We start from the raw sequence: 23,713 nt of genomic DNA on the forward strand, positions 1-23,713 counted from the left end.
GTCAGCCCTCCAGCGTGCGCGCGGCGTCGTGGATCGCGGCGCGGATGCGGACATAGGTCGCGCAGCGGCAGAGATTGCCGTTCATCGCGAGGTCGATGTCGCGGTCGGTCGGCTTGCGGATCTCCTTGAGCAGCGCGATCGCACTCATCACCTGGCCGGACTGGCAGTAGCCGCATTGCGGCACGTCGTGCTTGACCCAGGCGGCCTGCACGGCTTCTGCCTCCTTGCCGGAAAGCGCTTCGATCGTGGTGATCTTCGCTTCGCCGATGGCGGAGACGGGCATGGAGCAGGAGCGCAGCGGTTGGCCGTCCATATAGACGGTGCAGGCGCCGCATTGCGCGACGCCGCAGCCAAACTTGGTGCCGGTCAGCTGCAGAGTGTCGCGCAGCACCCAGAGCAATGGGGTGTCGTCGTCGACATCGACGCTGTGGCGCGTTCCGTTGACTGTGATGGTATGGGCCATGGCTGCCTCTCTGGCTCGCTGGGCATGACACAGCGCGGCACCAGGGCTGCCGGATCGAGGCTCGCTCGAAGGCCCGTTCTGACATATCAGAAGGCGGGCGGTGATCCGTCGTCTGGGTCGCGCGACTAGACGAGTTAGACGTTTTGCGTCTAACTAGAATGGTCGCCGACAGTTTGGATTCTGTCAAGACTGCAAATGAGCGACCGCAGCGAAAGTTCCGTAGCGTCCGCAGAGGACGGCAAGGGCCGCATCGAGCAGATCGCGGAGGCGGCGCTGCGCCTGTTCGCCCGCTATGGCTACAAGCGCACCTCGATGGACGACATCGCGCGCGAGACCGGGGTCGCCCGCGCCACGCTCTACCTCCACTTCAAGGGCAAGGACGACGTCTTCCGGGCCATGCTCGCGGGCCTCGGCGGCCGTGTCGAGACACGTTGCCGCGAGGCCCTGGCGACGCCCGGCCCGTTCGCCCATCGGCTGGCTGCGCTGATGGAAGCTCATCACGGGACCGCCTTCAGTGCCTTCAGCGCCGGCGAGCATCTCGGCGAGCTCAAGGCGGTGATGCTCGCCATCGCCGGAGCCGAGCTCGCCGCCTTCGAGACGATCTTCGTCAGCTTCGCCCGGCAGCTCTTCGAGGATGCGGCGGCCCGCGGCGAGATCGCGATCGCGCGCAGCGGCCTTCCACTGGAGACCTTGATCGCCACGCTGGTCCGCGCCGCCGCCGGTGCGAAATATGGCGAGCAGCCTTCCTGCGAGCATTATCTCGTCCGGCTGCGCGAGGTCGCGGCGGTGTTTGCGGCTGCGGTTGCGCTGGACGCGCCGGCACGAAGCTGATTGCAGCGCAAGCCGGCTCTTGTGCTTAAGCCTTTCGTCTAGCGGCGGTTGCTTCGCGGGCTCTGTATGGGGTTCTGCGCACGCCCGCGCCGTTGACATGGGCGATATGCGCGGTGCAGCATGCCGCCCGGGAAACGAACAATCGAACAATGGGCAAGGTTATCCAGGGATGTCTGAGGATACTATTCTCTCGACCTCAGGCCTGACGAAAGAATTTGCCGGCTTCACAGCTGTCAACGGCGTTGATCTGAAGGTTCGTCGTGGCTCGATTCACGCTTTGATCGGACCGAACGGGGCAGGCAAGACCACTTGCTTCAACCTGTTGACCAAGTTCCTGCCGCCGACGCGCGGGCAGATCGTCTATAACGGCCGCGATATCACTCGCGAGAAGCCGGCGGAGATCGCCAGGCTCGGGCTGGTGCGCTCCTTCCAGATTTCGGCGGTGTTCCCGCAGCTCTCGGTCAAGACCAATGTCCGCGTCGCCTTGCAGCGCAAGCGCGGCGACAATTTCGACTTCTGGCGCTCCGAGCGGGCGCTGTCCCCGCTCGATGCGGAGGCGCTGCGCCTGGTCGACGCGGTCGGACTCTCGGCCTTCGCCGAGCTGCCGGCGGGAGAGCTCTCCTATGGCCGCAAGCGCGCGCTGGAGATCGCGACGACATTGGCGCTCGATCCCGAGATGCTGCTGCTCGACGAGCCGATGGCCGGCATGGGCCGCGAGGACATCGACCGGATCGAGGCGCTGATCCGCAAGGTCTCGGCCAATCGCACCATTCTGATGGTCGAGCACAATCTCTCGGTTGTCGCCGCGCTCTGCGACCGCATCACCGTGCTCGCCCGTGGCCAGGTTTTGGCCGAGGGCGATTATGCATCCGTCTCGAAGGATCCGCGCGTGGTCGAAGCCTATATCGGATCGGGGGTCGGCCATGGTCACTGAAGCCGTGCGGGAGCGCCCGGCGGTGGCCGGCGGCAAGCCCTTGCTCGCCGTGCGCGGGCTCGAGGCCTGGTATGGCGAGAGCCATGTCCTGCATGGTGTCGAGCTCGACGTCGGCGAGGGCGAGGTGGTGACGCTGCTCGGCCGCAACGGCGCCGGCAAGACCACGACGCTGAAGTCGATCATGGGCGTGATCGGCAAGCGCAAGGGTTCGGTCACCTTCGCCGGGCAGGAGACGATCGGGCTGCCCTCGCGCGCCATCGCCCGGCTCGGCATCGGCTATGTCCCGGAGGAACGCGGCATCTACTCGACCCTCTCGGTCGAGGAGAACCTGATGCTGCCGCCGCAGGTGAAGCCGGGCGGCCTGCCGGTCGAGCAGATCTTCACGCTCTTCCCCAACCTCAAGGAGCGGCTGAAGAGCCAGGGCACCAAGCTCTCGGGCGGCGAGCAGCAGATGCTGGCGATCGGGCGCATCCTGCGCACCGGCGCCAACCTGCTGCTGCTCGACGAGCCGACCGAAGGGTTGGCGCCTGTCATCATCGACCAGATCGGCGCCACCATCCGCATGCTCAAGAGCCAGGGTTTCACCATCGTCCTGGTCGAGCAGAACTTCCGCTTCGCCCAGACCGTCGCCGACCGCCACTACGTCGTCGAGCAGGGCAAGGTCATCGACATGATCCCGAATGCAGAACTCGACGCCAATATCGACAAGCTCCACAGCTATCTCGGAGTCTGACGCAGGGCGTCCAACAAGAACCGTCGCAATTCAGACATCCCCAGGGAGACCAACATGAACCTCAAGACATTGCTTGCGGCCACGGCGCTCGGCGCGCTGATGGCCGCGCCGGCGCTCGCGCAGCAGATCACCGTCAAGGCCGGCGTGCTCAACGACCGCTCCGGCATCTATGCCGACCTCTCCGGCGAGGGCTCGGTGATCGCCGCGCGCCTGGCGGTCGAGGACTTCAAGGCGGCCGAGAAGGGCATCAAAGTCGACATCGTCTCGGCCGACCACCAGAACAAGCCCGACGTCGGCTCGACCATCGCCCGGCAATGGTACGACCAGGACGGCGTCGACCTGATCCTCGACGTGCCGACGTCCTCGGTGGCGCTGGCGGTGAGCCAGATCACCAAGGACAAGAACAAGATCCACATCAATTCCGGCGCCGGCACCTCGGACCTCACCGGCAAAGCCTGCTCGCCGAATACCGTCCACTGGACCTATGACACCTATGCCCTCGCCCAGGGCACCGGCGGCGCGATGGTGAAGGCCGGTGGCGACAGCTGGTTCTTCCTCACCGCCGACTACGCCTTCGGTCATGCGCTGGAGCGCGACGCCACGGCCGTCGTCACCAAGGCTGGCGGCAAGGTCGTGGGCGCGGTGCGCACCCCGTTCCCGGGCACGGACTTCTCGTCCTTCCTGCTGCAGGCGCAGGCCTCCAAGGCCAAGGTCATCGGCCTCGCCAATGCCGGCGGCGACCTGACCAACTCGGTCAAGCAGGCGAGCGAGTTCGGCATAACCCAGGGCGGCCAGAAGCTCGCCGGCCTCTTGACCTTCGCCAGCGACGTGCATGCGCTCGGTCTGCAGGCGGCGCAGGGCCTGGTGCTGACCGAATCCTTCTACTGGGATCGCGATGACGGCACCCGCGCCTGGTCGGAGCGCTTCGCCAAGCTCAATGGCGGCAAGAAGCCGACCATGGTGCAGGCGGGCGTCTATTCCGGCCTGCTGCACTATCTGAAGGCGGTCGAGGCGGCCAAGAGCAAGGACGCTGCCGTGGTCATGGCCAAGATGAAGGAGATGCCGACCGACGATCCGCTGTTCGGCAAGGGCTCGATCCGCGTCAACGGCCGCAAGATGCACCCGATGTATCTCTACGAGGTCAAGAAGCCCTCGGAGTCGAAGGGCCCGTGGGACTACTACAAGCAGATCGCGGTGATCCCGGCCGAGGAAGCCTTCCAGCCGCTCGCCGAGACCGGCTGCTCGCTCGTCAAGTGATGACGGGCTGACAAGGTCCGCACGACGTCTCTTTCCGGGGCCGAAGCCGGCCCCGGACCAGTTTTCACGAAACGGTCGATCCGATGTTCGAACTTCTAGGCGTACCGCCGCAGGCGCTGTTCGGCCAGGTCCTTCTGGGTCTGATCAACGGCTCGTTCTACGCGATCCTGTCGCTCGGGCTGGCGGTGATCTTCGGCCTGCTCAACATCATCAACTTCGCCCATGGGGCGCAGTACATGATGGGCGCCTTCGTCGCCTGGATGTGCCTGAACTATCTCGGCCTGAACTATTGGGCCGCGCTGCTGATCGCGCCGATCGTGGTCGGCGCCACCGGTATCGTCATCGAGCGGGTCTTCCTCGCCCGCATCGCCAAGTACGACCATCTCTACGGGCTGCTGCTGACCTTCGGCCTGGCGCTGATCATCCAGGGCCTGTTCCGCAATTATTACGGCTCCTCCGGCCTGCCCTACGGCATCCCGCCGCAGCTGACCGGCGGCCAGAATCTCGGCTTCATGTTCCTGCCGACCTATCGCGGCTGGGTCGTCGTCGCCTCGCTGGTGATCTGCCTCGCCACCTGGTTCATGATCGAGAAGACCAAGCTCGGCGCCTATCTGCGGGCGGCCACCGAGAATCCGACCCTGACCCAGGCTTTTGGCATCAACGTGCCGCTCCTAGTGACGCTAACCTATGGCTTCGGCGTCGCGCTCGCCGCCTTCGCCGGCGTGCTCGCCGCCCCGATCTACGCGGTCAACCCGAACATGGGCGCCGACCTGATCATCGTCGTCTTCGCCGTCGTCGTCATCGGCGGCATGGGCTCGATCATGGGTGCGATCGTCACCGGTTTCTCGCTGGGCCTGATCGAGGGCCTGACCAAGGTGTTCTACCCCGAGGCGTCCTCGACCGTGATCTTCATCATCATGGTGCTGGTGCTGCTGGTGAAGCCCGCCGGCCTGTTCGGCCGCACCGCCTGAGGATGCAAGGACCAAAGACATGACCGACCTTGCCTCCAGCGATACTCCCACCGCCGCCGTCGTCGCCGAGACCGACGACAGCGCCGCGCGCCTGCATCGCAACCTCTTCGTCGCGATCGCCGTCTTGCTCGCGATCGCGCCCTTCGTCGCCTATCCCGTCTTCGTGATGAAGGTGCTGTGCTTTGCGCTGTTCGCGCTCGCCTTCAATCTCCTGCTCGGCTATGGCGGCCTGCTTTCCTTCGGCCACGCCGCCTATTTCGGCATGGCGAGCTATGTCAGTGCCTATACGGCCAAGCACTGGGGCCTGACGCCGGAGCTGGCGATCCTGCTCGGCACCGCCGTTGCCGCCTTGCTCGGCCTCGTCTTCGGGGCGCTCGCCATCCGCCGTCAGGGCATCTATTTCGCCATGATCACCCTGGCGCTGGCGCAGATGGCCTTCTTCTTCTCGCTGCAGACGCCGCGCTTCACCGGCGGCGAGGACGGCATCCAAGCGGTACCGCGCGGCAAGCTCTTCGGCCTCGTCAGCCTCGCTGACGACCGCGCGCTCTATTGGCTGGTTGCCGCGATCTTCATGGGTGGGCTCCTGCTGATCTACCGGATCATCCACTCGCCCTTTGGCCAGGTCTGCAAGGCGATCCGTGACAACGAGCCGCGCGCCATCTCGCTCGGCTACCGCGCCAGCCAGTACAAGCTCGCCGTCTTCGTGCTCTCGGCCGGACTCGCGGGCCTTGCCGGCGCGACCAAGGCGATCGTCTTCCAGCTGGCATCGCTCACCGACGTCTACTGGACGATGTCCGGCGAAGTGGTGCTGATGACGCTGGTCGGCGGCCTCGGCACCGTCTTCGGACCCATCGTCGGCGCGGCCGTCATCGTCGCAATGCAGAACTATCTCGCCGGCCTCGGCTCCTGGGTGCTCGTCGTCCAGGGCGTGATCTTCGTCGCCTGTGTCCTGCTCTTCCGCGAAGGCATCGTCGGCGTCATCGCCAAATGGATCAAGAAGCCGCTGTGAGCGCGGCTACTGCTTGAGCAGGTAATCCGCAACCGCCGCCCGATCCGCCGTGCTGAGGCCGGCGGGCGGGCTCATCCAGCCGCCTTGCACCACCGCATCGGGATCGGCGAGATAGCCGAGCAGCCGCTCACGATCCCACTTGAGGCCTTGCGCCTTGGCGGCCTTGAACGCTGGCGAATAGTCGAATTCTTCGGCCGAGCCGAGCACCCGCCCGTTCAACCCGGCAAGATGCGGCCCCGCCATGCCGGTCTTGGCGGGGTCGAGGCTGTGGCAGGACTGACAGGCCTTGAAGATGGCGGCTCCAGCTGGCTCTTGCGCCCGCACCGCACCGCCGGCGATCAGTCCGAACGCGATGAGCGCAGCGGAGGCCGCCCTCACGCCGGCTTCACCGTCTGGATGCGCACCAGCCGGTTGGTGCCGCTCTCGCCGCCCCAGGCCTCGCCGCTGCGCCCGTCCATCTGGCGGACATTGGCGCCGGGCTTGTCGCTCGGGAAGCTGTTGAACTCCTCGGTCAGCGGGTCGAAGCGGACGATGCTGTTGAGGGCGAAGTCGGTGAGCCAGACCTTGTCGGCGTCATCGACATAGACCGAGTAGGTCCGCGGCTTGTGGCCGGGCAGCTTCCAGCCCTTCCAGCTGCCGCTCTCAGTGTCGTAGGCCGAGACCTGGCCCGAATTCCACTCGCTGACCCAGATCCGGTTCTTCGAATCCGACCAGACTCGGCGTGCGCCCTGGCCTTCGGTCGGCGGGTCGACCACGGTGAAGCTGCCGCTCTGGGTGTTGATCCGGGCGATGTAGTTGCCGGCGAGCGAGGCGAACCAGATCTCGCCCGAGGGCGTGCGCGTCATGCCATAGGGGCCGGCGCCGCGCGGGGCGTCGAAAATGTCCATCTTGCTCGATTTCGGATCGAATCGGCCAACGATGCCGTTCTGGCCGCTGAACCAGAGCATGCCGGCCTTGTCGAAGACCGGCGTATTGAGATTGGCGCGCTCGCGCCCGGCCGGCAGCTTGAACAGGTCGACCTTGTGGGTCTTGTCGTCGATGCGGGCGATGGCGTTCTGGCCGCCCTCGGTGACCCAGGCGGCGCCGTCCGGCCCGCGCACCACGCCATGCGGGGCGGCGCCGTCGCCGAGTGGGATCACTCTGGTCTGGCTGGTGCGCGGATCGAAGCGGCCGAGCACGCCGTTGCGCTGGCCGCAGACCCAGATCGTGCCGTCGCCGGCATCGGTGACGTCACGCGAGCCCTTGATCTCCGGCACCTCGAAATAGGTGACGATGAACGGGCTACCGGGCTGAGGCTGTCCGGTCGCCTCGGCGCTGCGCAGGATCAGGTTCGGCGCGGCGAGGCCGGCGATACCGAATTTCAGGAACGAACGGCGCAGCATCGGCGTCTCCTTTCGTCGTCGGCGGCGGATCATCCGCCTCCCGGCGAGAAGCGTAAACCGACAACATCGTGAAACTGTGGCTGTGGCCGGGTGGTTCCCTTCGCTCGTGTTCAGCGTTGACGCTGGATGCCTTCCGGCAGCGTCGAGACGCGCGCCATCTCGCCGCTACGGAGGCTTGCGGGATCGGCAAGATAATCCAGCGCCATCGGCATGGCATCGACGCCCCAGAAGACCTCGCCATCGATCACCAGGCTGGGCACGCCGAAGATCCCGGCGGCGACGGCGCCCTCCGTGGTCTGGCGCAAGCGATCCTTGACCTCCTGCTCGCCGATCTGCGCCAGCGCTTCGGGGTGGCCGGCGGCATCGGCGACCTCCTGCAACACCTGCGCGTCATTGGCGTCACGCCCTTCTCCCCAGACGAGGCGGAAGGCGGCCGTGACCGCTGCCTCGTTGCCGTCGAGCGCGGTCAGAAGACGCAGCATGGCCAGCGGATTGAAGGGGTGGGCCGGCGGGAAGCGGAATGGCACGCCCATCGCCTGCGCCAGATGCGTCGAGAGCCGGTAGGTATGGACGCGCTTGGGCGCGACCTCCGCCGGCCCGAGCTGGCCCCAGGCCTTGAGCACGCCGCCGAAGACGATCGGCTTCAGCACGACCGGCCGGTGCGCCCGGATCGCACCCAGCCGCGTAAGCGCCAGATGCGCGAAGGGCGAGATGATGTCGAAATACCAGAGGGCGGGCTGAGGCATAGGCAGGCTCACTTGATCAGCTTGGCGCCGGCGCGGAATTGCGGGTGCTCGGCCGTGCGCAGCCATTCGAACACTACCATCTCGGTGATGACGATCTCGGCGCCGTTCCGCTCCAGCCGCCGCAGCGCCACCTCCTTGCTCTCCGGGACGCGCGAGCCGACGGCATCCTGCACCACGAAGACGCGGCGCTTGTTCTCCAGCAGCGAGAGCGCGGTCTGGCCGACGCAGACATGCGCCTCGCAGCCACAGAGGATCAGGTCCTCGTCGCCGGCGATGGCGTCGATGAACTCAGGCGCGCCGCACGAATCGAAGCTCATCTTGGCGATCGCGGGTGCGGCCTCCGCCAGCTCCGGCACTGTCGCGCCGAGTCCGGCCGGGTTCTGCTCGGTCATCACGATAGGCACCTCCAGCAGCCTCGCCGCAGCCACCAGCCTTGTCGCATTGGCGACGAGGCGCGGCCCGTCATGGATCACCGGCATCAGGCGTGCCTGGAAATCGATGATGACGAGGCGGGATCGCTTGGCGCTCATCAGGTGCATCGGCGTCATCTCCGCAGGAGCCGGTCGAGCTCGGTTTCGACATGGCGTTCCATCAGCCTGCGCGGCGATGCGCCGAACATGCGGATGCGCCGTGTATGCGCCAGGAGCAGCACGCCGGAAGCATGGGCGAAGGCGTCGGTCATGATCAAGTCGGCCTGCGCGGCATCGGCACCGAGCACGAGCGCCGCCTCGCGGATCGGCGCGAGGGTCGCTTCCAGCGCCTCGTTCAGCGCCCGGTCACGCTCGCGGCCGAGGCCGTGCGGGCGCATGCCGCCACGGAACAGGTAGAAGCCGAGGTCGAGATCGCGCGGATTCTCCGCATAGAAGTCGAAGAAGGCGAGGGCGGCGGTGCGGAAATGGTCTGCGGGCGTCTCGGCGACTGCGACTGCCGCATCGACGGCGGCCTGCAGGGTCGCGATCGAACGGCCGAGCACCTCGGCATAGAGCGCTTCCTTCGAGTCGAAATGGAAGTAGAGCGCTGCCGGCGTATAGCCGGCCTCGGCGGCGATCGCCCGCAGCGAGGCGCCGTCCAGTCCCTCGCGCTCGAACACGGCGCGCGCGGCGGCGACGATGCCCTCGCGCTTTGCGTCTGTCGCGGCATAGCGACCGCGCTTCCGGCCCGCTGCTTCTTCACTCACCCTGGAACGCCTTCAACCCTCTTGACGAAAATCTAACGCCGTTCAATTTTAACGGCAACAACCTTTCGGGAGGAGGCTAGCATGCTGATGGATGCCGCCGGCTATCGCGAATCCCTGCGTGCTTATCACCCGCGCGTCTTCGTCGGAGGGCAGCGGGTCGAGAGCGTCGCCGACGAGAAATTACTGCTGCCGGGGATCAACGGCATCGGTGTCACCTACGACCTTGCTCATGACGCGGCCTGCCGGCCGATCATGACCGTGGTGCAGGGGGCTTCCGGCAAGACCGTCAACCGCATGCTCCATATCGACGCCTCGTCCAGCGATCTTCTCGCCAAGCTCGAAGCGGTCCGCCTCGTCTGCAAGATCTCCGGCTGCGCCCAGCGCTATCTGACGCATGACGCCTTCAACGGCATCCTGCAGGCGACGGTCAGGGCCGACGCCAATCACGACACCGACTACACCGAGCGCTTCTTCGCCTATATGCACCGCATCCAGGACGAGGACCTGACCTGCGGCGTCGCCATGACCGACGCCAAGGGCGACCGCTCGTTGCGGCCGGGCCTGCAGGCCAATCGCGATTCCTACGTTCACATCAAGGAACGCCGGGTGGATGGCATCGTCATCCGCGGCACCAAGGCGATCGTCACCGGCGCGCCCTATGTCCACGAATTCCTGGTTATGCCTTGCCGCACTCACGCCAAGGGTGACGAGGATTTCGCGGTGTGCTGCGCCGTGCCCTGCGATGCGGAGGGCATCACCATCGTGGCGCGCCCGGCCGGGCGGCCGGGCGATCCGGCAGCGAAATTCTCGGCGAAATACGGCCAGTCGACCGGCGCGGTGATGTTCGACGACGTCTTCGTGCCGTGGGAGCGTGTGTTCATGGCTGGCGAGATCGAGGAGGCCGGCTATCTCACCACCAGCTACGCCACCCATCACCGCCATAGCTGCATCGCCGCCCGGGCCGGCTTCGGTGACCTCCTGATCGGCGCCGGCGCGCTGATGGTCGAAGCCAACGGGCTCGATGCCGACAGGCATTCCCATGTCCGCGAGCAATTGGTCGAGCTGATCACCATCACCGAGAGCTTCTTCGCCTGCGGCGTCGCGGCCTCGGTCTATTGCAGCAAGGACGGCTCTAGCGTGGCGATGCCCGACGCAGTTTTCGCCAATATCGGCAAGCTGCTGCTCGCTACCAAGATCTACGACATGCACAGGATTGCCCATTATGTTTCGGGAGGCTTGATCGTGGCGCTGCCCGGCCCGGACGAGGACCACAACCCTGAGACCTCCGCCTCGCTCTCGGCCGTGCTGACCGGGCGGCCGGACATCCCCTATGAGCAGCGCGCCGAGGTTGCCCGCTTCATCGAGGACCTCACGGTGTCCAAGGAGGCCGGCTGGTATTCGGTGATCTCGCTGCATGGCGGCGGCTCGCCCGAGGCGATGAAGCGCGAGATCTGGCGCAATTACCCGGTCATGGAGAAGGTCGCGCTGGTCGAGAGCCTGCTCGATCGCGGCGTGCTCGCTGACGGCTCGCGCGTCTCGAAGCAGCCCGGCCGCTGCTGCGTCACCGGCTGCGAGGTGCCCGAGCGCATGACGACACCGGAGGCGGCGGAATGACCATGCACGCTCACGCCACCCATCAGGTCCTCAACCAGGCTCGTCCCGCGACCGGCTGGAACGCCTTTTCCGGCGATGCGGTGCTGCAGGGCATTGTCGCACGCGGTGCACCTTGGGTTGCCGAGAAGGCTGCGGCGCTCGGCGCCCAGGCCGGCGATACCGACGTGCAGGAGCTCGCCCGCCTCGCCAACCGCCATGGGCCCGAGCTTCGGAGCCATGACCGCTACGGCAACCGCATCGACTGGATCGAGTTCCACCCGGCCTGGCACGAGCTGATGGCGCTAGCCTTTGCTCATGAGGTGCCTTCGCTCGCCTGGACGACGACGGAGCCGAACGGCCATCTCGGCCGCGCCGTGCTGTCCTATCTCTGGAACCAGGTCGAGCACGGGACGGGGTGCCCGACCGGCATGACCTATGCCGCCTTTCCCGGCCTCGCCCAGCCGGAATTTGCGCTCTGGCGGCAGAAGATCACCTCGGGCCGCTATGACAAGCGCCCGCTGCCGGTGGCGCTTAAAGAGGGCGCCAGCATCGGCTATGCGATGACCGAGAAGCAGGGCGGTTCCGACCTGCGCCAGACCCAGACCACGGCCCGCTTCCTCGAAGATACGCCGGAGGGCAGGGTCTATCTGATCACCGGGCACAAATGGTTCTTCTCGGTGCCGCAATCCGACGGGTTCTTCACCCTGGCGCAGACGCAAAGTGGCGTCTCCTGCCTGTTCTGCCCAGGCTTCCTGCCCGATGGCAGCCGCAACCGCCTGCAAATCCAGCGCCTCAAGGACAAGGCCGGCAACCGCTCCAATGCCTCTTCCGAGGTCGAGTTCCGCGAGTGCCTCGGCTGGCTCGTCGGCGAGGAAGGCGCGGGCATCAAGGAAATCCTCAGCCATGCCCATCTGACGCGGCTCGACTTCGCCGTCGGCTCGGCCGGTCTGATGCGGCAGGCGCTGACGCTGGCATTGAACCACACCCAGTCCCGCCGGGGCTTTGGCTCTTCGCTCGCCGAGCAGCCGATGATGACCAATATTCTCGCCGATCTCGCGATCGACTCGGAAGCCTCGACCTTGATGGCCTTCCGTGTCGCCGCCGCGACCGATGCGATGGAGACGACCGAGCAGGAGCGTCATCTCGCCCGCGTCACCACCCCGCTCGCGAAGTTCTGGAACTGCAAGCGCGCCGCCGCCTTCGTCGTCGAGGCGCTGGAGTGTCATGGCGGCAACGGCTTCATCGAGGAGAACCCGATGGCGCGGCTCTATCGCGAGGCACCGCTCAACGCGATCTGGGAGGGCACCTCGAACATGATGTGCATGGACGTGCTGCGCGCCTTCAATCGCGAGCCGCGCACCAAGGAAGCCTTCATGATCGAGGTCGGCGCGGCGCGCGGCGCCAATCGCGCCCTCGACCGCTGGCTCGACCGGCTCGGCGACGAGGCTGCCAAACCCCGCAACGATGACGGCCATGGCCGCCGTCTCGCTAATCTGATGGCCTATGCGCTGCAGGCTTCGGAGTTGAGGAAGCATGCCGACGAGGCGGTGTTCGAGAGCTTCTGCCGCTCGCGGCTCGACGCCGACTGGGGCTATGTCTTCGGCACACTCGATCCGTCGCCGGAGCTGGCGGGGATCGTGCGGCGTGCGACTGTGGCGCAAGGCTGAGGCCGGCCGCGCGCCCTCAAGGCAGGTTCTCGCGCAGCACGATCTCGATGCCGGGCCGCGCCGTGCCCTCGGCCGCCGGCCGGCCGGCGCGCAGATTGGCGAAGATCGCGACGCAGCTCATCAGCGTCGCCAGAGGCTGCTGGGTGATGACCGCGTCCATTGTGCCGTCGACGAGGAGGCCGCGCGTCTCCGGCGTCAGGCCGTGGCCGACGAAGACGACGTCCTGCCGCCCGGCCTCCTTCAGCGCCCGGGCGATACCCTCCGGCCCGCCGCCGATATTGTAGATGCCGGCGAGGTCCGGATGCTGGCCCAGCAGGGTCTTGGTCTGGCGATAGTTCTTGGCCTCGTCGTCATGACCCTCGCGCAGGCCGACGACCTTGATGTCCGGATAGAGCTCCTCGAACAGGTGCAGGAAGCCCATCTCGCGCTCCTCATGGGCGCGGTAGCTCAGGCTGCCGGCGATCATCGCCACTTTGGCGACTTTGGCCCGGCGCGGCCCGATGAAGCGGGCGATGAGCTGGCCGGCGGTGCGCCCGGCAGCACGGTTGTCGAGGCCGACATAGGCGGCGCGGGCGGTGTTGGCGATGTCGGAGATCAGCGTCACGCTCGGCACGCCGCGCTCGGCGAGGGCGTCGACCGCCTCGCGCACCGTCGGATGCTCCAGCGCCATGAAGGCGATGCCATCGACCTCGCGGCCGATGCGCCGGAGCTCATGGGCCAGCAGCTCCGGCTTGAAGCTCTCGATATGCTCGACCCGGGCGCGCATGTTGAAGGAAGCGAGCTGATCCTGCGATCCGGCGATCAGCCGGCCGAGCAGGCCGAGGAAGCGATTGTTCCCGGCCGGCAGCAGGAAGCCGAGGCGCAAGGGGCGAAGCGCGCTCGCCGGCAGCGCACCCTCCATGACATAGCCGAGTTCGCCCGCCGCTTTCAGCACGCGCTGCACCGTCGCCGGCCGGACGCCCGGGCGCTGGTTCAGCACCCGGTCGACCGTCGCGGTCGAGACGCCAGCGAGGCGCGCGACGTCCTCGACCCGCGCCATCTGGCGGCGGCGTGGCCCGGACGGCTCGGACTCCTCGGCAAGCTTGGGGATCGGCGCGTTCATTCAATCAAAAACCATCAGAAAATGAGCTTGAAGACCATCAGACGCGATTTCTATGCTGAGCGTCAAGCACTCAAGAGCGATCAAATCGCATCAGCACGTCCAGGGAGGACATCATGACCGGACCGAGCCGCCGCACGCTCATCAAGGGCCTCGCCGCCGCCCCCGCCGCATCGCTGATCGGCATGCCGATGATCGCGCGGGCCGCCGAGATCGAGCTGAAATACGGCAACAACCTGCCGCTCAGCCACCCGCTCAACATCCGCGCCCAGCAGGCGGCCGAGCGCGTCGCCAAGGAGACCAACGGGCGGGTCGAGATCAAGATCTTCCCGAACAATCAGCTCGGCGGCGACACCGACATGCTGAGCCAGGTCCGCAATGGCGGCATCACCTTCTTCACTCCGTCGGCGCTGGTGATCGCGACCCTGGTGCCGGTCGCGGCGATCAACGCGGTCGGCTTCGCCTTCGCCGATTACGACCAGGTCTGGAAGGCGATGGACGGGCCGGTCGGCGCGCATGTCCGCGCCGCCATCGAGAAGGTCAATCTCTACGCCTTCGAGAAGATGTGGGACAATGGCTTCCGCCAGATGACCACCTCGGGCAAGGCGATCGAGCAGGCGGCCGACATGGCCTCGCTCAAGATTCGCGTGCCGGTCTCGCCGCTCTCGATCTCGATGTTCAAGGCGCTCGGCGCCGCCCCCGCCAGCCTGCAGTTCTCCGAGGTCTATTCGGCCCTGCAGACCAAGGTGGTCGATGCCCAGGAGAACCCGCTGCCGATCATCCAGGTCGCCAAGCTCTACGAAGTCCAGAAGAGCTGCGCGGTCTCGAACCATATCTGGGACGGCTTCTGGTTCATCGCCAATGGCCGCGCCTGGAAGGGCCTGCCGGCGGACATCCAGAAGATCGTGGCGTCGGCCATCAACGATGCCGGCGTTGCCCAGCGCGGCGACATCAAGAGCCTCAACGATACCGTGCAGGCTGATCTGCAGTCGAAGGGGCTTGCCTTCAACAAGACCAACCCCGACAGCTTCCGGGCCAAGCTCCGCGACGGCGGGTTCTACAAGGAATGGCAGGAGCGCTTCGGCGCCGAGGCCTGGAGCCTGCTCGAGGGAGCGGTCGGCAAGCTCGCCTGAGGCTTGCCGGGACCGACATCTCGGGGAAACGCCATGGACGCTCACGCCGCCACTTTGCCGCCGCCGGCCGCGCCGGCGACCGGTTTAGGTCGCCTCGCGGACAGGCTCGACCGCGCCGTCGGCACGGTGGTCGAGCTTGTCGCAGCCGTGCTCGTCCTCGCCGAGATCGTCATCCTGGGTGCGGGCGTCACCGCCCGCTACGCCTTCCATGCGCCGCTGGTCTGGTCGGACGAGCTCGCCTCGATCCTGTTCCTCTGGCTTTCCATGCTCGGAGCGGTGGTGGCGCTGCGCCGCGGCGAGCATATGCGCATGACCGGGCTCGTCACTCGCGTCGGCCCGCAGGCGCGCCTCCTGCTCGAAGCGCTCGCCATCACCGCGGCGATCGCCTTCCTGGTGATGATCCTGCCGGATGCGCTGGATTATGCCGAGGATGAGCGCTTCATCGTCACGCCGGCGCTGGAGATCGCCAATTCCTGGCGCGCGGCGGCACTGCCGATCGGCATCGTGCTGATGCTGTTCGCCGCCTTTTGCCGGCTGCTGCGCTTCGGCTCGTGGAAGACCGTCGTGCTCGCGGTCGCAGTCACCGTGGGGCTGATCGCGCTGTTCTATGTCGCCGGGCCGGTGCTGAAGCCGCTCGGCAAGCTCAATTTGGTGATCTTCTTCGTCGGCGTCGTCGCGGCGAACGTCTTCGCCGGGGTACCGATCGCCTTTTCCTTCGCGCTCGCCACCTTCGGCTATCTCTCGCTGACGACCTCGACGCCGATGGTCGTGATGGTCGGCCGGCTCGACGAGGGCATGAGCCATCTCATCCTGCTCGCCGTGCCATTGTTCATCTTCCTCGGCGCGCTGATCGAGATGACCGGCATGGCGCGCGCCATGATCCAGTTCCTGGCCTCGCTGCTCGGCCATGTCCGCGGCGGCCTGTCCTATGTGCTGGTCGGCGCGATGTATCTGGTCTCCGGCATCTCCGGCTCGAAGATCGCCGACATGGCCGCGATCGCGCCGGTGTTGTTCCCGGAGATGCAAAAGCGCGGCGCCAAGCCCGGCGACCTCGTCGCGCTGCTTTCGGCGACGGGCGCGCAGACCGAGACGATTCCGCCTTCGATCGTGCTGATCACCATCGGCTCGGTTACCGGCGTCTCGATCGCGGCGCTGTTCACCGGCGGCATGCTGCCGGCGGTCGTGCTCGGCATCGCCCTCTGCTTCGTCGTCTGGTGGCGCAACCGGGGCGAGGACCTCAGCCACGTCACGAAGTATTCGAAGCGTGAGATCGGCAAACTCTGCCTGATCGCAGCGCCGGCGATCGCGCTGCCCTTCGTCATCCGCGCCGCCGTCGTCGAGGGCGTCGCCACCGCGACCGAGGTCTCGACGATCGGCATCGCCTATGCGGTGCTGGCCGGCATCTTGATCTATCGCCAGTTCGACTGGCGCCGGCTCAAGCGCATGCTGGTCGACACGGCGTCGCTCACCGGCGCGATCATCTTCATCATCGGCTGCGCCACCGCCATGGCCTGGGGGCTGACGCAGTCGGGCTTCTCGCAGGACCTCGCCAAGGTCATGGCCGCGGTGCCCGGCGGAACCTGGGGCTTCCTCGCCATCTCGATCATCGCCTTCGTCATCCTCGGCAGCGTGCTCGAGGGCATCCCGGCGATCGTGCTGTTCGGCCCGCTGCTCTTCCCGATCGCCAAGCAGATCGGCGTGCACGAGGTGCACTATTCGATGGTCGTGATCTTCGCGATGGGCATCGGGCTTTTCGCCCCGCCCTTCGGCGTCGGCTATTACGGTGCCTGCGCGATCTCGAAGATCAATCCCGACGAGGGGCTGAAATACATCTGGGCCTATGTCGCAGCCCTTTTGGTCGGCCTCGTCATCGTAGCCGCCGTGCCGTGGTTCTCCATCGGCTTCCTCTAGACATCTTCGCAGGAAAGCACCCGCCATGAGCCGTCATTTTGGCCAGATCCGTCAGGCCGGCTATGTCGTCCCCGATATCGAGGCGGCGATGGACTATTGGAGCCGGGTGCTCGGCGTCGGGCCGTTCTTCTACAATCCAAAAGTCCCGATCAGGAACTACCGCTACAGGGGCGAAGCCTATGAGCCGCATAACTCGGTGGCGCTCGCCAATTCCGGGCCGCTGCAGATCGAATTGATCCAGTGCCGCAACGCGGTGCCCTCCATGTACAAGGACTTCACCGACGCCGGCCATAGCGGCCTGCAGCATGTCGCCTACTGGACCTCGGACTACGATGCCGACCTGGCGCGGCTGTTGGCCGAGGGCTTCAAGCCGGTGATGTCGGGCGAGGTTGGCGAGCGCGGCCGCTTCATCTATTTCGACACGCACTATCATCCGGGCACGGTGATCGAACTCTCCGAGGTTGCCGGTCCCAAGGGCGAGATGTTCCGGCTGATCCGCGAGGCGGGCGAGAGCTGGGACGGCAAGGCCCCGGTCCGTCCCTTCCCCGATCTCAGCAAGCTCTGAGCGATCATGGCGACCGAGCGTTTCACGGCCACCTATCTGATCGAGACGCCGCTCGATCCCCGCAAAGTCGCGGACGTCATGGCCGGCGAGCAGTCGAGCGGCACCTTCACCCGCGTCGCCGGCGAGACCGACGAACTGCGTGACCGCACCCGCGCCGTCGTCATCGCGGTCGAGGAGCTCGATAGCGCAGCCGAGCCGAGCCTGCCCAATGCCTGGCTGGCACGGAAGGGTGTCAGCGGCCCATGGCGCCGTGCCCGGATCACGCTGTCCTTCCCGGTCGACAATGTCGGCGCCAACCTGCCGACGCTGGCCTCGATCGTCGCCGGCAACCTGTTCGATCTCGGCGAGGTCACGGGCCTCAGGCTGGAGAGCATGGCCCTGCCGGCTGCCTATCGCCGGCTCTTCCCGTTGCCGACGCGCGGCATCGCCGGCACCCGCCGGGCGACCGGTGTCATGGATGGTCCGATGATCGGCTCGATCATCAAGCCCAATGTCGGCCTGCGCCCCTATGAGACCGCAGAATTGGTCGGCAAGCTCTGCGCCGCCGGCCTCGACTTCATCAAGGATGACGAGATCTCGGCCGATCCGGTGCATGCGCCGCTGGCCCAGCGCGTCCCTGCGGTGATGGCCGCGGTGCGCCGCCATCAGGACCGTACCGGCAAGGCGGTGATGGTCGCCTTCAACATCACCGCCGAAACCGACCAGATGCGCCGCCATGCCGAGTTGGTCGAGCGCGAGGGCGGCACCTGCGTTATGGTCAGCCTGAACTGGTGCGGCTTCTCGGCGGTCGAGACCCTGCGCCGCTCGACCAGCCTCGCTCTCCATGGCCATCGCAACGGCTTCGGCGCGCTCTCGCGCCACCCGCTGCTCGGCATCGGCTTCCAGGCCTACCAGACGCTGTGGCGACTCACCGGCGTCGACCACATGCATGTGCATGGCTTGCAGGGCAAATTCGCGCAGGAGGACGAGGAGGTCGTGACCTCGGCCAAGGACTGCGTTACGCCGCTGACCGAGGGCATCGACGACCGCGTGCTGCCGGCCTTCTCCTCCGGGCAATGGGCCGGCACGGCGCAACCGACCTGGGATGCGATTGGCCATGACGACCTCTTGTTCATGGCCGGTGGCGGCATCCTCGCCCATCCCGCCGGACCGGCAGCCGGCGTCGCCAGCATCCGCCAGGCCTGGCAGGCAGTCGCGGCCGGCATACCGCTGAGCGAAGCGGCGAAGAGCCATAACGAGCTCGCGCAGGCGCTCGCCTTCTTCGGCAAGGGCGGCGGCTGAGCATGGCTGAGGCAGGCCCGCGCTACGGCTGGTATGGCGACGACTTCACTGGCGCCACCGACACGCTCGCCGCGCTGGCGGAAGCCGGACAGCGCGCTCTGCTCTTCCTGCGCATCCCGACGCCTGAGCAATTCGCCAGTGCCGGAGCGCTGGACGCGGTCGGCATCGCCGGGGCGACGCGGGCGATGGCACCTGACGCCATGGCGCAGGAGCTGGACGGGGCAGGACGCTTCTTCGCCGCGCTTGGTATCGGCCTGCTGCACTACAAATGCTGCTCGACTTTCGACAGCGCGCCCGAGGTCGGCAGCCTTGGCGCGGCGGCGCGTGCCTTGCGGCCGCATTTCCGCAATCCATTGCTGCCGGTGATCGGCGGCCAGCCCAATCTCGGGCGCTACTGCGTATTCGGCAATCTCTTTGCCGCGGCCGGAGCGGGCGGTACGGTTCACCGCATCGACCGCCATCCGACCATGAGCGTCCATCCGGTCACGCCGATGGGCGAGGCGGATTTGCGGCGGCATCTCCAGGCGCAGGGGCTGGAGCGCGTCGCGCTCGTCGATTACCGCAGCCATGAGGTCGCCGAAGCCGGACAGGCCCTCGATATCGCGCTGGCGTCGCAGCCCGATGCCGTGCTCTTCGACGTCTCGCGCCCCTCCGATCTCACAGCGATCGGCGCCTTGCTGCGCGAGCAGATGAGCGCGGGCCCGATGATCGCGATCGGCGCGAGCTCGGTGGCGCAGGCTTTCGCCGGTTTCCCGAAGGCTGCCCAACCCGCGATGCCGAAGCTCGCGCGCAGCGAGTCGGGTGGCAACCTGCTTGCTCTGGTCGGCAGCCTGTCGCCTGTGACCCGCGCGCAGGTCGAGCTCGCCCAGGGTTATGGGACGATCGCCATCGATCCGGCGCGGCTGACCGGCGAGCCTGCCTACCTCGAAGCGCTACGCCGCGAGACGCTCGCTCGCCTGACGAAGCGCAATGTCATGCTGATCACCGACAAGCCGGCTGGTGCGCCGGCCGAGACCGGCAAGGTCGCCGCTGCGACCGGTGCTTTGCTGCGCGCAATCATGGCCGAGGCGCGGATCGCGCGGCTGGTCGTCGCCGGTGGGGATACCTCCACGCTGGCGATCCGCTCGCTTGATCTGTGGGGCCTGTCCTATCGCTCGCCCTGTACGCCGGGCGCGCCGCTCTGCCGCGCCCATAGCGATGATGCCGGGCTGGATGGCCTCGATATCGTGCTGAAGGGCGGCCAGATGGGCACGCCCGACTTCTTCAACCGTGTCGCCGAGACGGCTTGAGCCGGCCTCATCTTACGGGCAGACGAAGCCACCCTGATTGTCGGGCACGCAGCGCGCGCCGTTCGGCAGGTTGAGCGCGCCGGAGCGGTCACGCCGGACATAGGCGCCATTGGGCAGGCTGAAGCCGCCGCTCTGGTCGGTCTGAACACGCGTTCCATCAGGCAATTGCAGGCCACCGGCGCCATCACTGACAATACGCTTGGTCATCGCGGTGGGGCCCGGCGCGGGGCTGGGCGCCAGGCCGGGAGGCGGGGCGCCGAAGCGCTGCGGCTGCGAACAACCAGCCGTGATACCGGCGAGACCGATCGCCCCGGCCACGAAGAATACGCGTCTCATCCCAATCCGCCTCCTCAATATGCCTTCATCAAATCCGCAGTCTCCAGCAAGGCCGGGCCGCGGTCCAGCGCGCCGCCGCGCGCGGCGGCAGGATCGACCAGTGATTGTGCCGCTTTCATGACGAGCAGGTCAGACGCTGGCGCATGGCCGGAAGGATTGCCTAGCCCCCCGGATATCCGCGACAGTTCCATCCGGGACGGAACGGCGGAGAAGAAGAGCGCATGGTCGACTGGACGAAGGGACGCAGCGAGGCGCAGGCGCTCGCCGAGCTCTGGACGCGGCAAGGCGGACCGGGTGGCGCTATCGTGCTGTTCGATCGTGACGGCGTGCGCGAGAGCGCCAGTGGCGGCTTCGCCGTGATCGAGCATCGCCTGCCCTTCACCCCCGATACGCAGAACCGGCTGGCCTCGATCAGCAAGCACATCTGCGCCGCCCTGCTGTTGCGCGAGGGCGTATCGCTCGACGCGACGCTCGGCAGCTTCATCCCCGAACTACCGGGGGCGCTGGGCGCGGTGCCGCTCGGCCGGGCGCTCGACATGACCGGCGGGCTGCCGGACATGATGGAAGCGCTCTGGCAGCAGGGCACGCCGTTCACCGCGAGCCTTTCCGCTGGCGAAATCTTCGCCGCCGCCTGCCGCCTGCCCGGACTCAATGGCGAGCCCGGCAGCGAGATGGCCTACTCGAACACCGGCTGGCGCCTGGCGCAGGCGGTCCTCGAACGTCGAACCGGCAAGGGCGCTGCGCAACTGGTCGAGGAGATGATGGCACCGGCTGCGCTGCCGATCCGCTTCGTTTCCGACGAGAGCGAGGTCGTTCCCGGCCTCGCCACCGGCTACTGGCATGACGGCCAGGCTTGGCGCCGCGGCTTCTACGGCTTCAACTTCTCGGCTTCGGGTGGCATGGCCGGCAGCGCTGCGGGCTTGGCGCGCTGGGCGGCGGGCCTGATCGCCGGGCGTGGTTCTCAGGCCGGGCTGCTCGACCAACTCGCCGCCCCGCGCCAGTTCGCCGATGGCAGCGAGAGCGGCTATCGCCTCGGCCTGGTCGCGAGCCGGCTCGGCGGCGTCAAGGTCATTGGCCATGGCGGCTCGCTGACCGGCTACCGCAACCACATGCTGATGGCGCCGGAGCAGGGCGCCGGCGTCGTCGTGCTGACCAATCGCGAGGAGGATGCGCTCTGGCCTGCTTTGCGCGTGCTGGCGGTGCTTACCGGCGAAGCCTTGCCTGATGATCCGGTGAGTGTTCCGACTGGGCTCTATGCGGCCGAGGACGGACCGTTCTGGGCCGAGTTCGCGGGCGGCGCCATCAGCGTCATGGGTGGCTATGAGAAACTGGTCTCGGATGGCGATGGCGGGCTGCGCAGCCTGCCGGCCTATCTCGACATCGCCCTGAAGGCCGAAACCGACGGCGCCTTCAGCGGCCGGATCGGCGGCGTGTCGCGCCGGCTGCTGCCGGTGCCGGCTGAGACGACGCTGGACGAGCGCCTCGTCGGGCGCTGGCGCGACGAGCGGCTCGGCGTCGAGATCACGATCCGGGCCGATGGCACGGCATCCTGGCCCTGGGCCGGGACGATCGGCCTCACAACCCCGCTGACGCCACTTCCCGGTGGGCGGGCGCTGGCCGATCTGAAGCATGGCCCCTGGCGGCACCGGCCTTGCTTGTGGCTGCAGGCGGACGGGAGCCTGCGCCTTGCAAGCCATCGTTCGCGCATCCTGCATTTCACCCGCATCGACCAGGAACGCCGGCCATGATCCGCTCCCGCCTCGCTGCCGCACTCATCGCAGCGGCCGGCCTCGCCCTTGCCACTGGGGCGCAGGCGCAGTCCGCACCGAAAAACGTGTTGCGTGTCGCTCCGCACGCCGACCTCAAGACGCTCGATCCCGTCGCCGCCTCGGTGCTGATCACCCGTATGCACGGGCTGATGATCTATGAGACCTTGTTCGCCTGGGATGCCAAGCTCCAGCCTAGGCCGCAGATGGTCGAGAGCTTCTCGACCTCGGACGACAAGCTCAGCTGGAGCTTCACGCTGCGGCCGGGCCTCAAATTCCATGACGGCCAGCCGGTGACGACGCGCGACGTCATCGCCTCGCTGAAGCGCTGGATGGCGCGCGACACGATCGGCGGCAAGCTCGGCGAGTACACCGAGGGCATGACGGTGGTCGATGACCGGACCTTCCTGCTCAAGCTGAAGAAGCCGATGGCGCTGGTGCCGTTCGCGCTTGGCTCGGCGGTCGGCAACATCCCGGCGATCATGCGCGAGGCCGATGCGGCGAGCGATCCGCTGAAGCCGATCACCGAGGCGGTCGGCTCCGGCCCGTTCAGGTTCAACCGCGCAGAATGGCGCAGCGGTGCCAAGGTCGTCTACGACAGGAACCCCGATTATGTGCCACGCTCCGAGCCGCCCGACGGTCTCGCCGGCGGGCGCATCGTCAAGGTCGACCGGGTCGAGTGGCTGATCATGCCCGATCCGGCGACGGCCGCAGCCGCGCTGCAGACCGGTGAGATCGACATCTGGGAGCAGCCGAGCCAGGACCTCGTGCCGATGATCGCGGCGACGAAGGAGATCAAGGTCGAGCGCTATGCCAGCCTGCCGGACCAGGCGCTGCTGCGGCCCAATCATCTCTACCCGCCCTTCGACAACCCGAAGGCGCGGCTCGCTCTCGCCTATGCCACCGACCAGGCCGAATTTTTGGCCGGCGGCTTCGGCGACGAGGAGTGGTGGCAGCGCTGCAATTCCTATTTCATCTGCGGTGGGCCGAACGGCACGGAAGCCGGCGCCGAGGGCTTCGCCAAGCCCGACCTCGCTAAGGCCAAGCAGCTGCTAGCCGAGAGCGGCTACAAGGGCGAGCCGCTGGCGCTGATGTCGAGCATGGACATCCCCTCGATCGGCCGCATGGCCGAGGTCGCGGCCGACAGCCTGCGCAAGGCAGGATTCAACATCGATCTGCAGTTCTCCGATTGGGGCACGGTGGCGACGCGCCAGCAGAACCGCAGCGCGCCCGGACGCGCCGGCTGGAACCTCTTCGTCACCACCATTCCCGGCGCGACCATGCAGTCGCCGCTGACCAATGTCGGCACCAACATGGCTTGCGAGAAGGCCTGGGCCGGCTGGGCCTGCGATGCGCAGACCGAGACGCTGCGCGGCGCTGTCGTCGATGCGCCCGACGAAGCCGGCCGCAAGGCGGCGGTCGAGACCTTGCACAGGCACCTTGCCGAGGTTCAGCCCTATCGCGTGCTCGGCCAGTTCGTTCAGCCCTATGCTCGGCGCGCCAATGTCGCCGGCGTGCTCGCCGCGCCGGTCATGCTGTTCTGGAACATCGAGAAGCAATGAGGGCGCCC

The 23,713-nt window shown here is 67.1% G+C and carries 23 protein-coding genes; 15 read left to right on the forward strand and 8 right to left on the reverse strand.

Annotation, left to right across the window (positions count from 1 at the left end):
- Nucleotide 1 precedes the first annotated feature (1 nt).
- Nucleotides 2-463: a (2Fe-2S)-binding protein gene (locus GV161_RS12240; RefSeq protein WP_152016006.1), complete on the reverse strand. Its 462-nt coding sequence runs from the start codon at nucleotides 461-463 to the stop codon at nucleotides 2-4.
- Between the two features lie 195 nt (nucleotides 464-658).
- Between GV161_RS12240 and GV161_RS12245 the strand changes: the two genes are divergently transcribed.
- The 6 genes from GV161_RS12245 to GV161_RS12270 all read left to right on the forward strand — a co-directional run bounded on the left by GV161_RS12245 (nucleotide 659) and on the right by GV161_RS12270 (nucleotide 6,198).
- Complete coding sequence (locus GV161_RS12245) at nucleotides 659-1,294, forward strand: TetR/AcrR family transcriptional regulator (protein ID WP_152016005.1); 636 nt, start codon at nucleotides 659-661, stop codon at nucleotides 1,292-1,294.
- A gap of 169 nt (nucleotides 1,295-1,463) precedes the next feature.
- Nucleotides 1,464-2,228 (forward strand): ABC transporter ATP-binding protein, encoded by a 765-nt coding sequence (locus GV161_RS12250; protein WP_152016004.1) that lies wholly within the window; start codon nucleotides 1,464-1,466, stop codon nucleotides 2,226-2,228.
- Complete coding sequence (locus GV161_RS12255) at nucleotides 2,218-2,961, forward strand: ABC transporter ATP-binding protein (protein WP_152016003.1); 744 nt, start codon at nucleotides 2,218-2,220, stop codon at nucleotides 2,959-2,961. Before GV161_RS12250 ends, GV161_RS12255 begins: the two co-directional genes overlap by 11 nt.
- A 54-nt stretch (nucleotides 2,962-3,015) precedes the next feature.
- Nucleotides 3,016-4,218: an ABC transporter substrate-binding protein gene (locus GV161_RS12260; RefSeq protein WP_152016002.1), complete on the forward strand. Its 1,203-nt coding sequence runs from the start codon at nucleotides 3,016-3,018 to the stop codon at nucleotides 4,216-4,218.
- Nucleotides 4,219-4,301: 83 nt separating this feature from the next.
- Entirely contained in the window at nucleotides 4,302-5,189 is an 888-nt protein-coding gene (locus tag GV161_RS12265; RefSeq protein WP_152016001.1) for a branched-chain amino acid ABC transporter permease, read from the forward strand.
- 19 nt (nucleotides 5,190-5,208) lie between these two features.
- A complete protein-coding gene (locus GV161_RS12270) occupies nucleotides 5,209-6,198 on the forward strand; it encodes a branched-chain amino acid ABC transporter permease (RefSeq protein ID WP_152016000.1) in 990 nt (329 codons plus the stop codon).
- A gap of 6 nt (nucleotides 6,199-6,204) precedes the next feature.
- Here GV161_RS12270 and GV161_RS12275 read toward each other — a convergent pair whose 3' ends face one another.
- The 5 genes from GV161_RS12275 to GV161_RS12295 form a co-directional block, all read right to left on the reverse strand.
- Nucleotides 6,205-6,576 carry a c-type cytochrome gene (locus GV161_RS12275; RefSeq protein WP_159650239.1) on the reverse strand — a complete coding sequence of 124 codons (372 nt, stop codon included), beginning with the start codon at nucleotides 6,574-6,576 and terminating at the stop codon, nucleotides 6,205-6,207.
- A complete protein-coding gene (locus tag GV161_RS12280; protein WP_152015998.1) occupies nucleotides 6,573-7,580 on the reverse strand; it encodes a lyase in 1,008 nt (335 codons plus the stop codon). The genes GV161_RS12275 and GV161_RS12280 overlap by 4 nt, the downstream gene beginning before the upstream one ends.
- Before the next feature lie 110 nt (nucleotides 7,581-7,690).
- Entirely contained in the window at nucleotides 7,691-8,326 is a 636-nt protein-coding gene (locus GV161_RS12285) for a 2-hydroxychromene-2-carboxylate isomerase (RefSeq protein WP_159650240.1), read from the reverse strand.
- An 8-nt stretch (nucleotides 8,327-8,334) separates the two neighbouring features.
- The gene (locus GV161_RS12290; protein WP_152015996.1) at nucleotides 8,335-8,865 is read right to left on the reverse strand and encodes a hydrolase; all 531 of its coding nucleotides are present in this window, start codon (nucleotides 8,863-8,865) and stop codon (nucleotides 8,335-8,337) included.
- Between the two features lie 5 nt (nucleotides 8,866-8,870).
- A complete protein-coding gene (locus GV161_RS12295; protein WP_152015995.1) occupies nucleotides 8,871-9,503 on the reverse strand; it encodes a TetR/AcrR family transcriptional regulator in 633 nt (210 codons plus the stop codon).
- 81 nt (nucleotides 9,504-9,584) lie between these two features.
- On the opposite strand from GV161_RS12295, the gene GV161_RS12300 reads away from it, so the two are divergent.
- Both GV161_RS12300 and GV161_RS12305 read left to right on the forward strand, forming a co-directional pair.
- The gene (locus GV161_RS12300) at nucleotides 9,585-11,117 is read left to right on the forward strand and encodes a 4-hydroxyphenylacetate 3-hydroxylase N-terminal domain-containing protein (protein WP_152015994.1); all 1,533 of its coding nucleotides are present in this window, start codon (nucleotides 9,585-9,587) and stop codon (nucleotides 11,115-11,117) included.
- Nucleotides 11,114-12,763 carry an acyl-CoA dehydrogenase family protein gene (locus GV161_RS12305; protein ID WP_152015993.1) on the forward strand — a complete coding sequence of 550 codons (1,650 nt, stop codon included), beginning with the start codon at nucleotides 11,114-11,116 and terminating at the stop codon, nucleotides 12,761-12,763. The genes GV161_RS12300 and GV161_RS12305 overlap by 4 nt, the downstream gene beginning before the upstream one ends.
- 16 nt (nucleotides 12,764-12,779) lie before the next feature.
- On the opposite strand, the gene GV161_RS12310 is transcribed toward GV161_RS12305, so the two are convergent.
- A complete protein-coding gene (locus GV161_RS12310) occupies nucleotides 12,780-13,865 on the reverse strand; it encodes a LacI family DNA-binding transcriptional regulator (RefSeq protein WP_152015992.1) in 1,086 nt (361 codons plus the stop codon).
- Nucleotides 13,866-13,978: 113 nt separating this feature from the next.
- Between GV161_RS12310 and GV161_RS12315 the strand changes: the two genes are divergently transcribed.
- The 5 genes from GV161_RS12315 to GV161_RS12335 are packed head-to-tail and all read left to right on the forward strand — an operon-like array spanning nucleotide 13,979 to nucleotide 20,041.
- Complete coding sequence (locus GV161_RS12315) at nucleotides 13,979-14,995, forward strand: TRAP transporter substrate-binding protein (RefSeq protein ID WP_137882857.1); 1,017 nt, start codon at nucleotides 13,979-13,981, stop codon at nucleotides 14,993-14,995.
- A gap of 33 nt (nucleotides 14,996-15,028) precedes the next feature.
- Complete coding sequence (locus GV161_RS12320; protein WP_152015991.1) at nucleotides 15,029-16,906, forward strand: TRAP transporter large permease subunit; 1,878 nt, start codon at nucleotides 15,029-15,031, stop codon at nucleotides 16,904-16,906.
- A gap of 25 nt (nucleotides 16,907-16,931) precedes the next feature.
- On the forward strand, nucleotides 16,932-17,471 hold the full coding sequence (locus tag GV161_RS12325) for a VOC family protein (RefSeq protein WP_152015990.1): 540 nt from the start codon (nucleotides 16,932-16,934) through the stop codon (nucleotides 17,469-17,471).
- Between the two features lie 6 nt (nucleotides 17,472-17,477).
- A complete protein-coding gene (locus GV161_RS12330) occupies nucleotides 17,478-18,752 on the forward strand; it encodes a ribulose-bisphosphate carboxylase large subunit family protein (RefSeq protein ID WP_193219566.1) in 1,275 nt (424 codons plus the stop codon).
- A 2-nt stretch (nucleotides 18,753-18,754) separates the two neighbouring features.
- Entirely contained in the window at nucleotides 18,755-20,041 is a 1,287-nt protein-coding gene (locus tag GV161_RS12335) for a four-carbon acid sugar kinase family protein (RefSeq protein WP_152015988.1), read from the forward strand.
- A 12-nt stretch (nucleotides 20,042-20,053) separates the two neighbouring features.
- On the opposite strand, the gene GV161_RS12340 is transcribed toward GV161_RS12335, so the two are convergent.
- Nucleotides 20,054-20,377 carry a hypothetical protein gene (locus GV161_RS12340; protein WP_152015987.1) on the reverse strand — a complete coding sequence of 108 codons (324 nt, stop codon included), beginning with the start codon at nucleotides 20,375-20,377 and terminating at the stop codon, nucleotides 20,054-20,056.
- 221 nt (nucleotides 20,378-20,598) lie between these two features.
- Between GV161_RS12340 and GV161_RS12345 the strand changes: the two genes are divergently transcribed.
- Both GV161_RS12345 and GV161_RS12350 read left to right on the forward strand, forming a co-directional pair.
- Nucleotides 20,599-22,125 (forward strand): serine hydrolase domain-containing protein, encoded by a 1,527-nt coding sequence (locus GV161_RS12345; RefSeq protein ID WP_152015986.1) that lies wholly within the window; start codon nucleotides 20,599-20,601, stop codon nucleotides 22,123-22,125.
- Nucleotides 22,122-23,705 carry an ABC transporter substrate-binding protein gene (locus tag GV161_RS12350; protein WP_152015985.1) on the forward strand — a complete coding sequence of 528 codons (1,584 nt, stop codon included), beginning with the start codon at nucleotides 22,122-22,124 and terminating at the stop codon, nucleotides 23,703-23,705. The genes GV161_RS12345 and GV161_RS12350 overlap by 4 nt, the downstream gene beginning before the upstream one ends.
- Nucleotides 23,706-23,713 lie beyond the last annotated feature (8 nt).

Origin of the sequence: Bosea sp. 29B (genome assembly GCF_902506165.1) — a bacterium.
Taxonomy (GTDB): Bacteria; Pseudomonadota; Alphaproteobacteria; order Rhizobiales; family Beijerinckiaceae; genus Allobosea.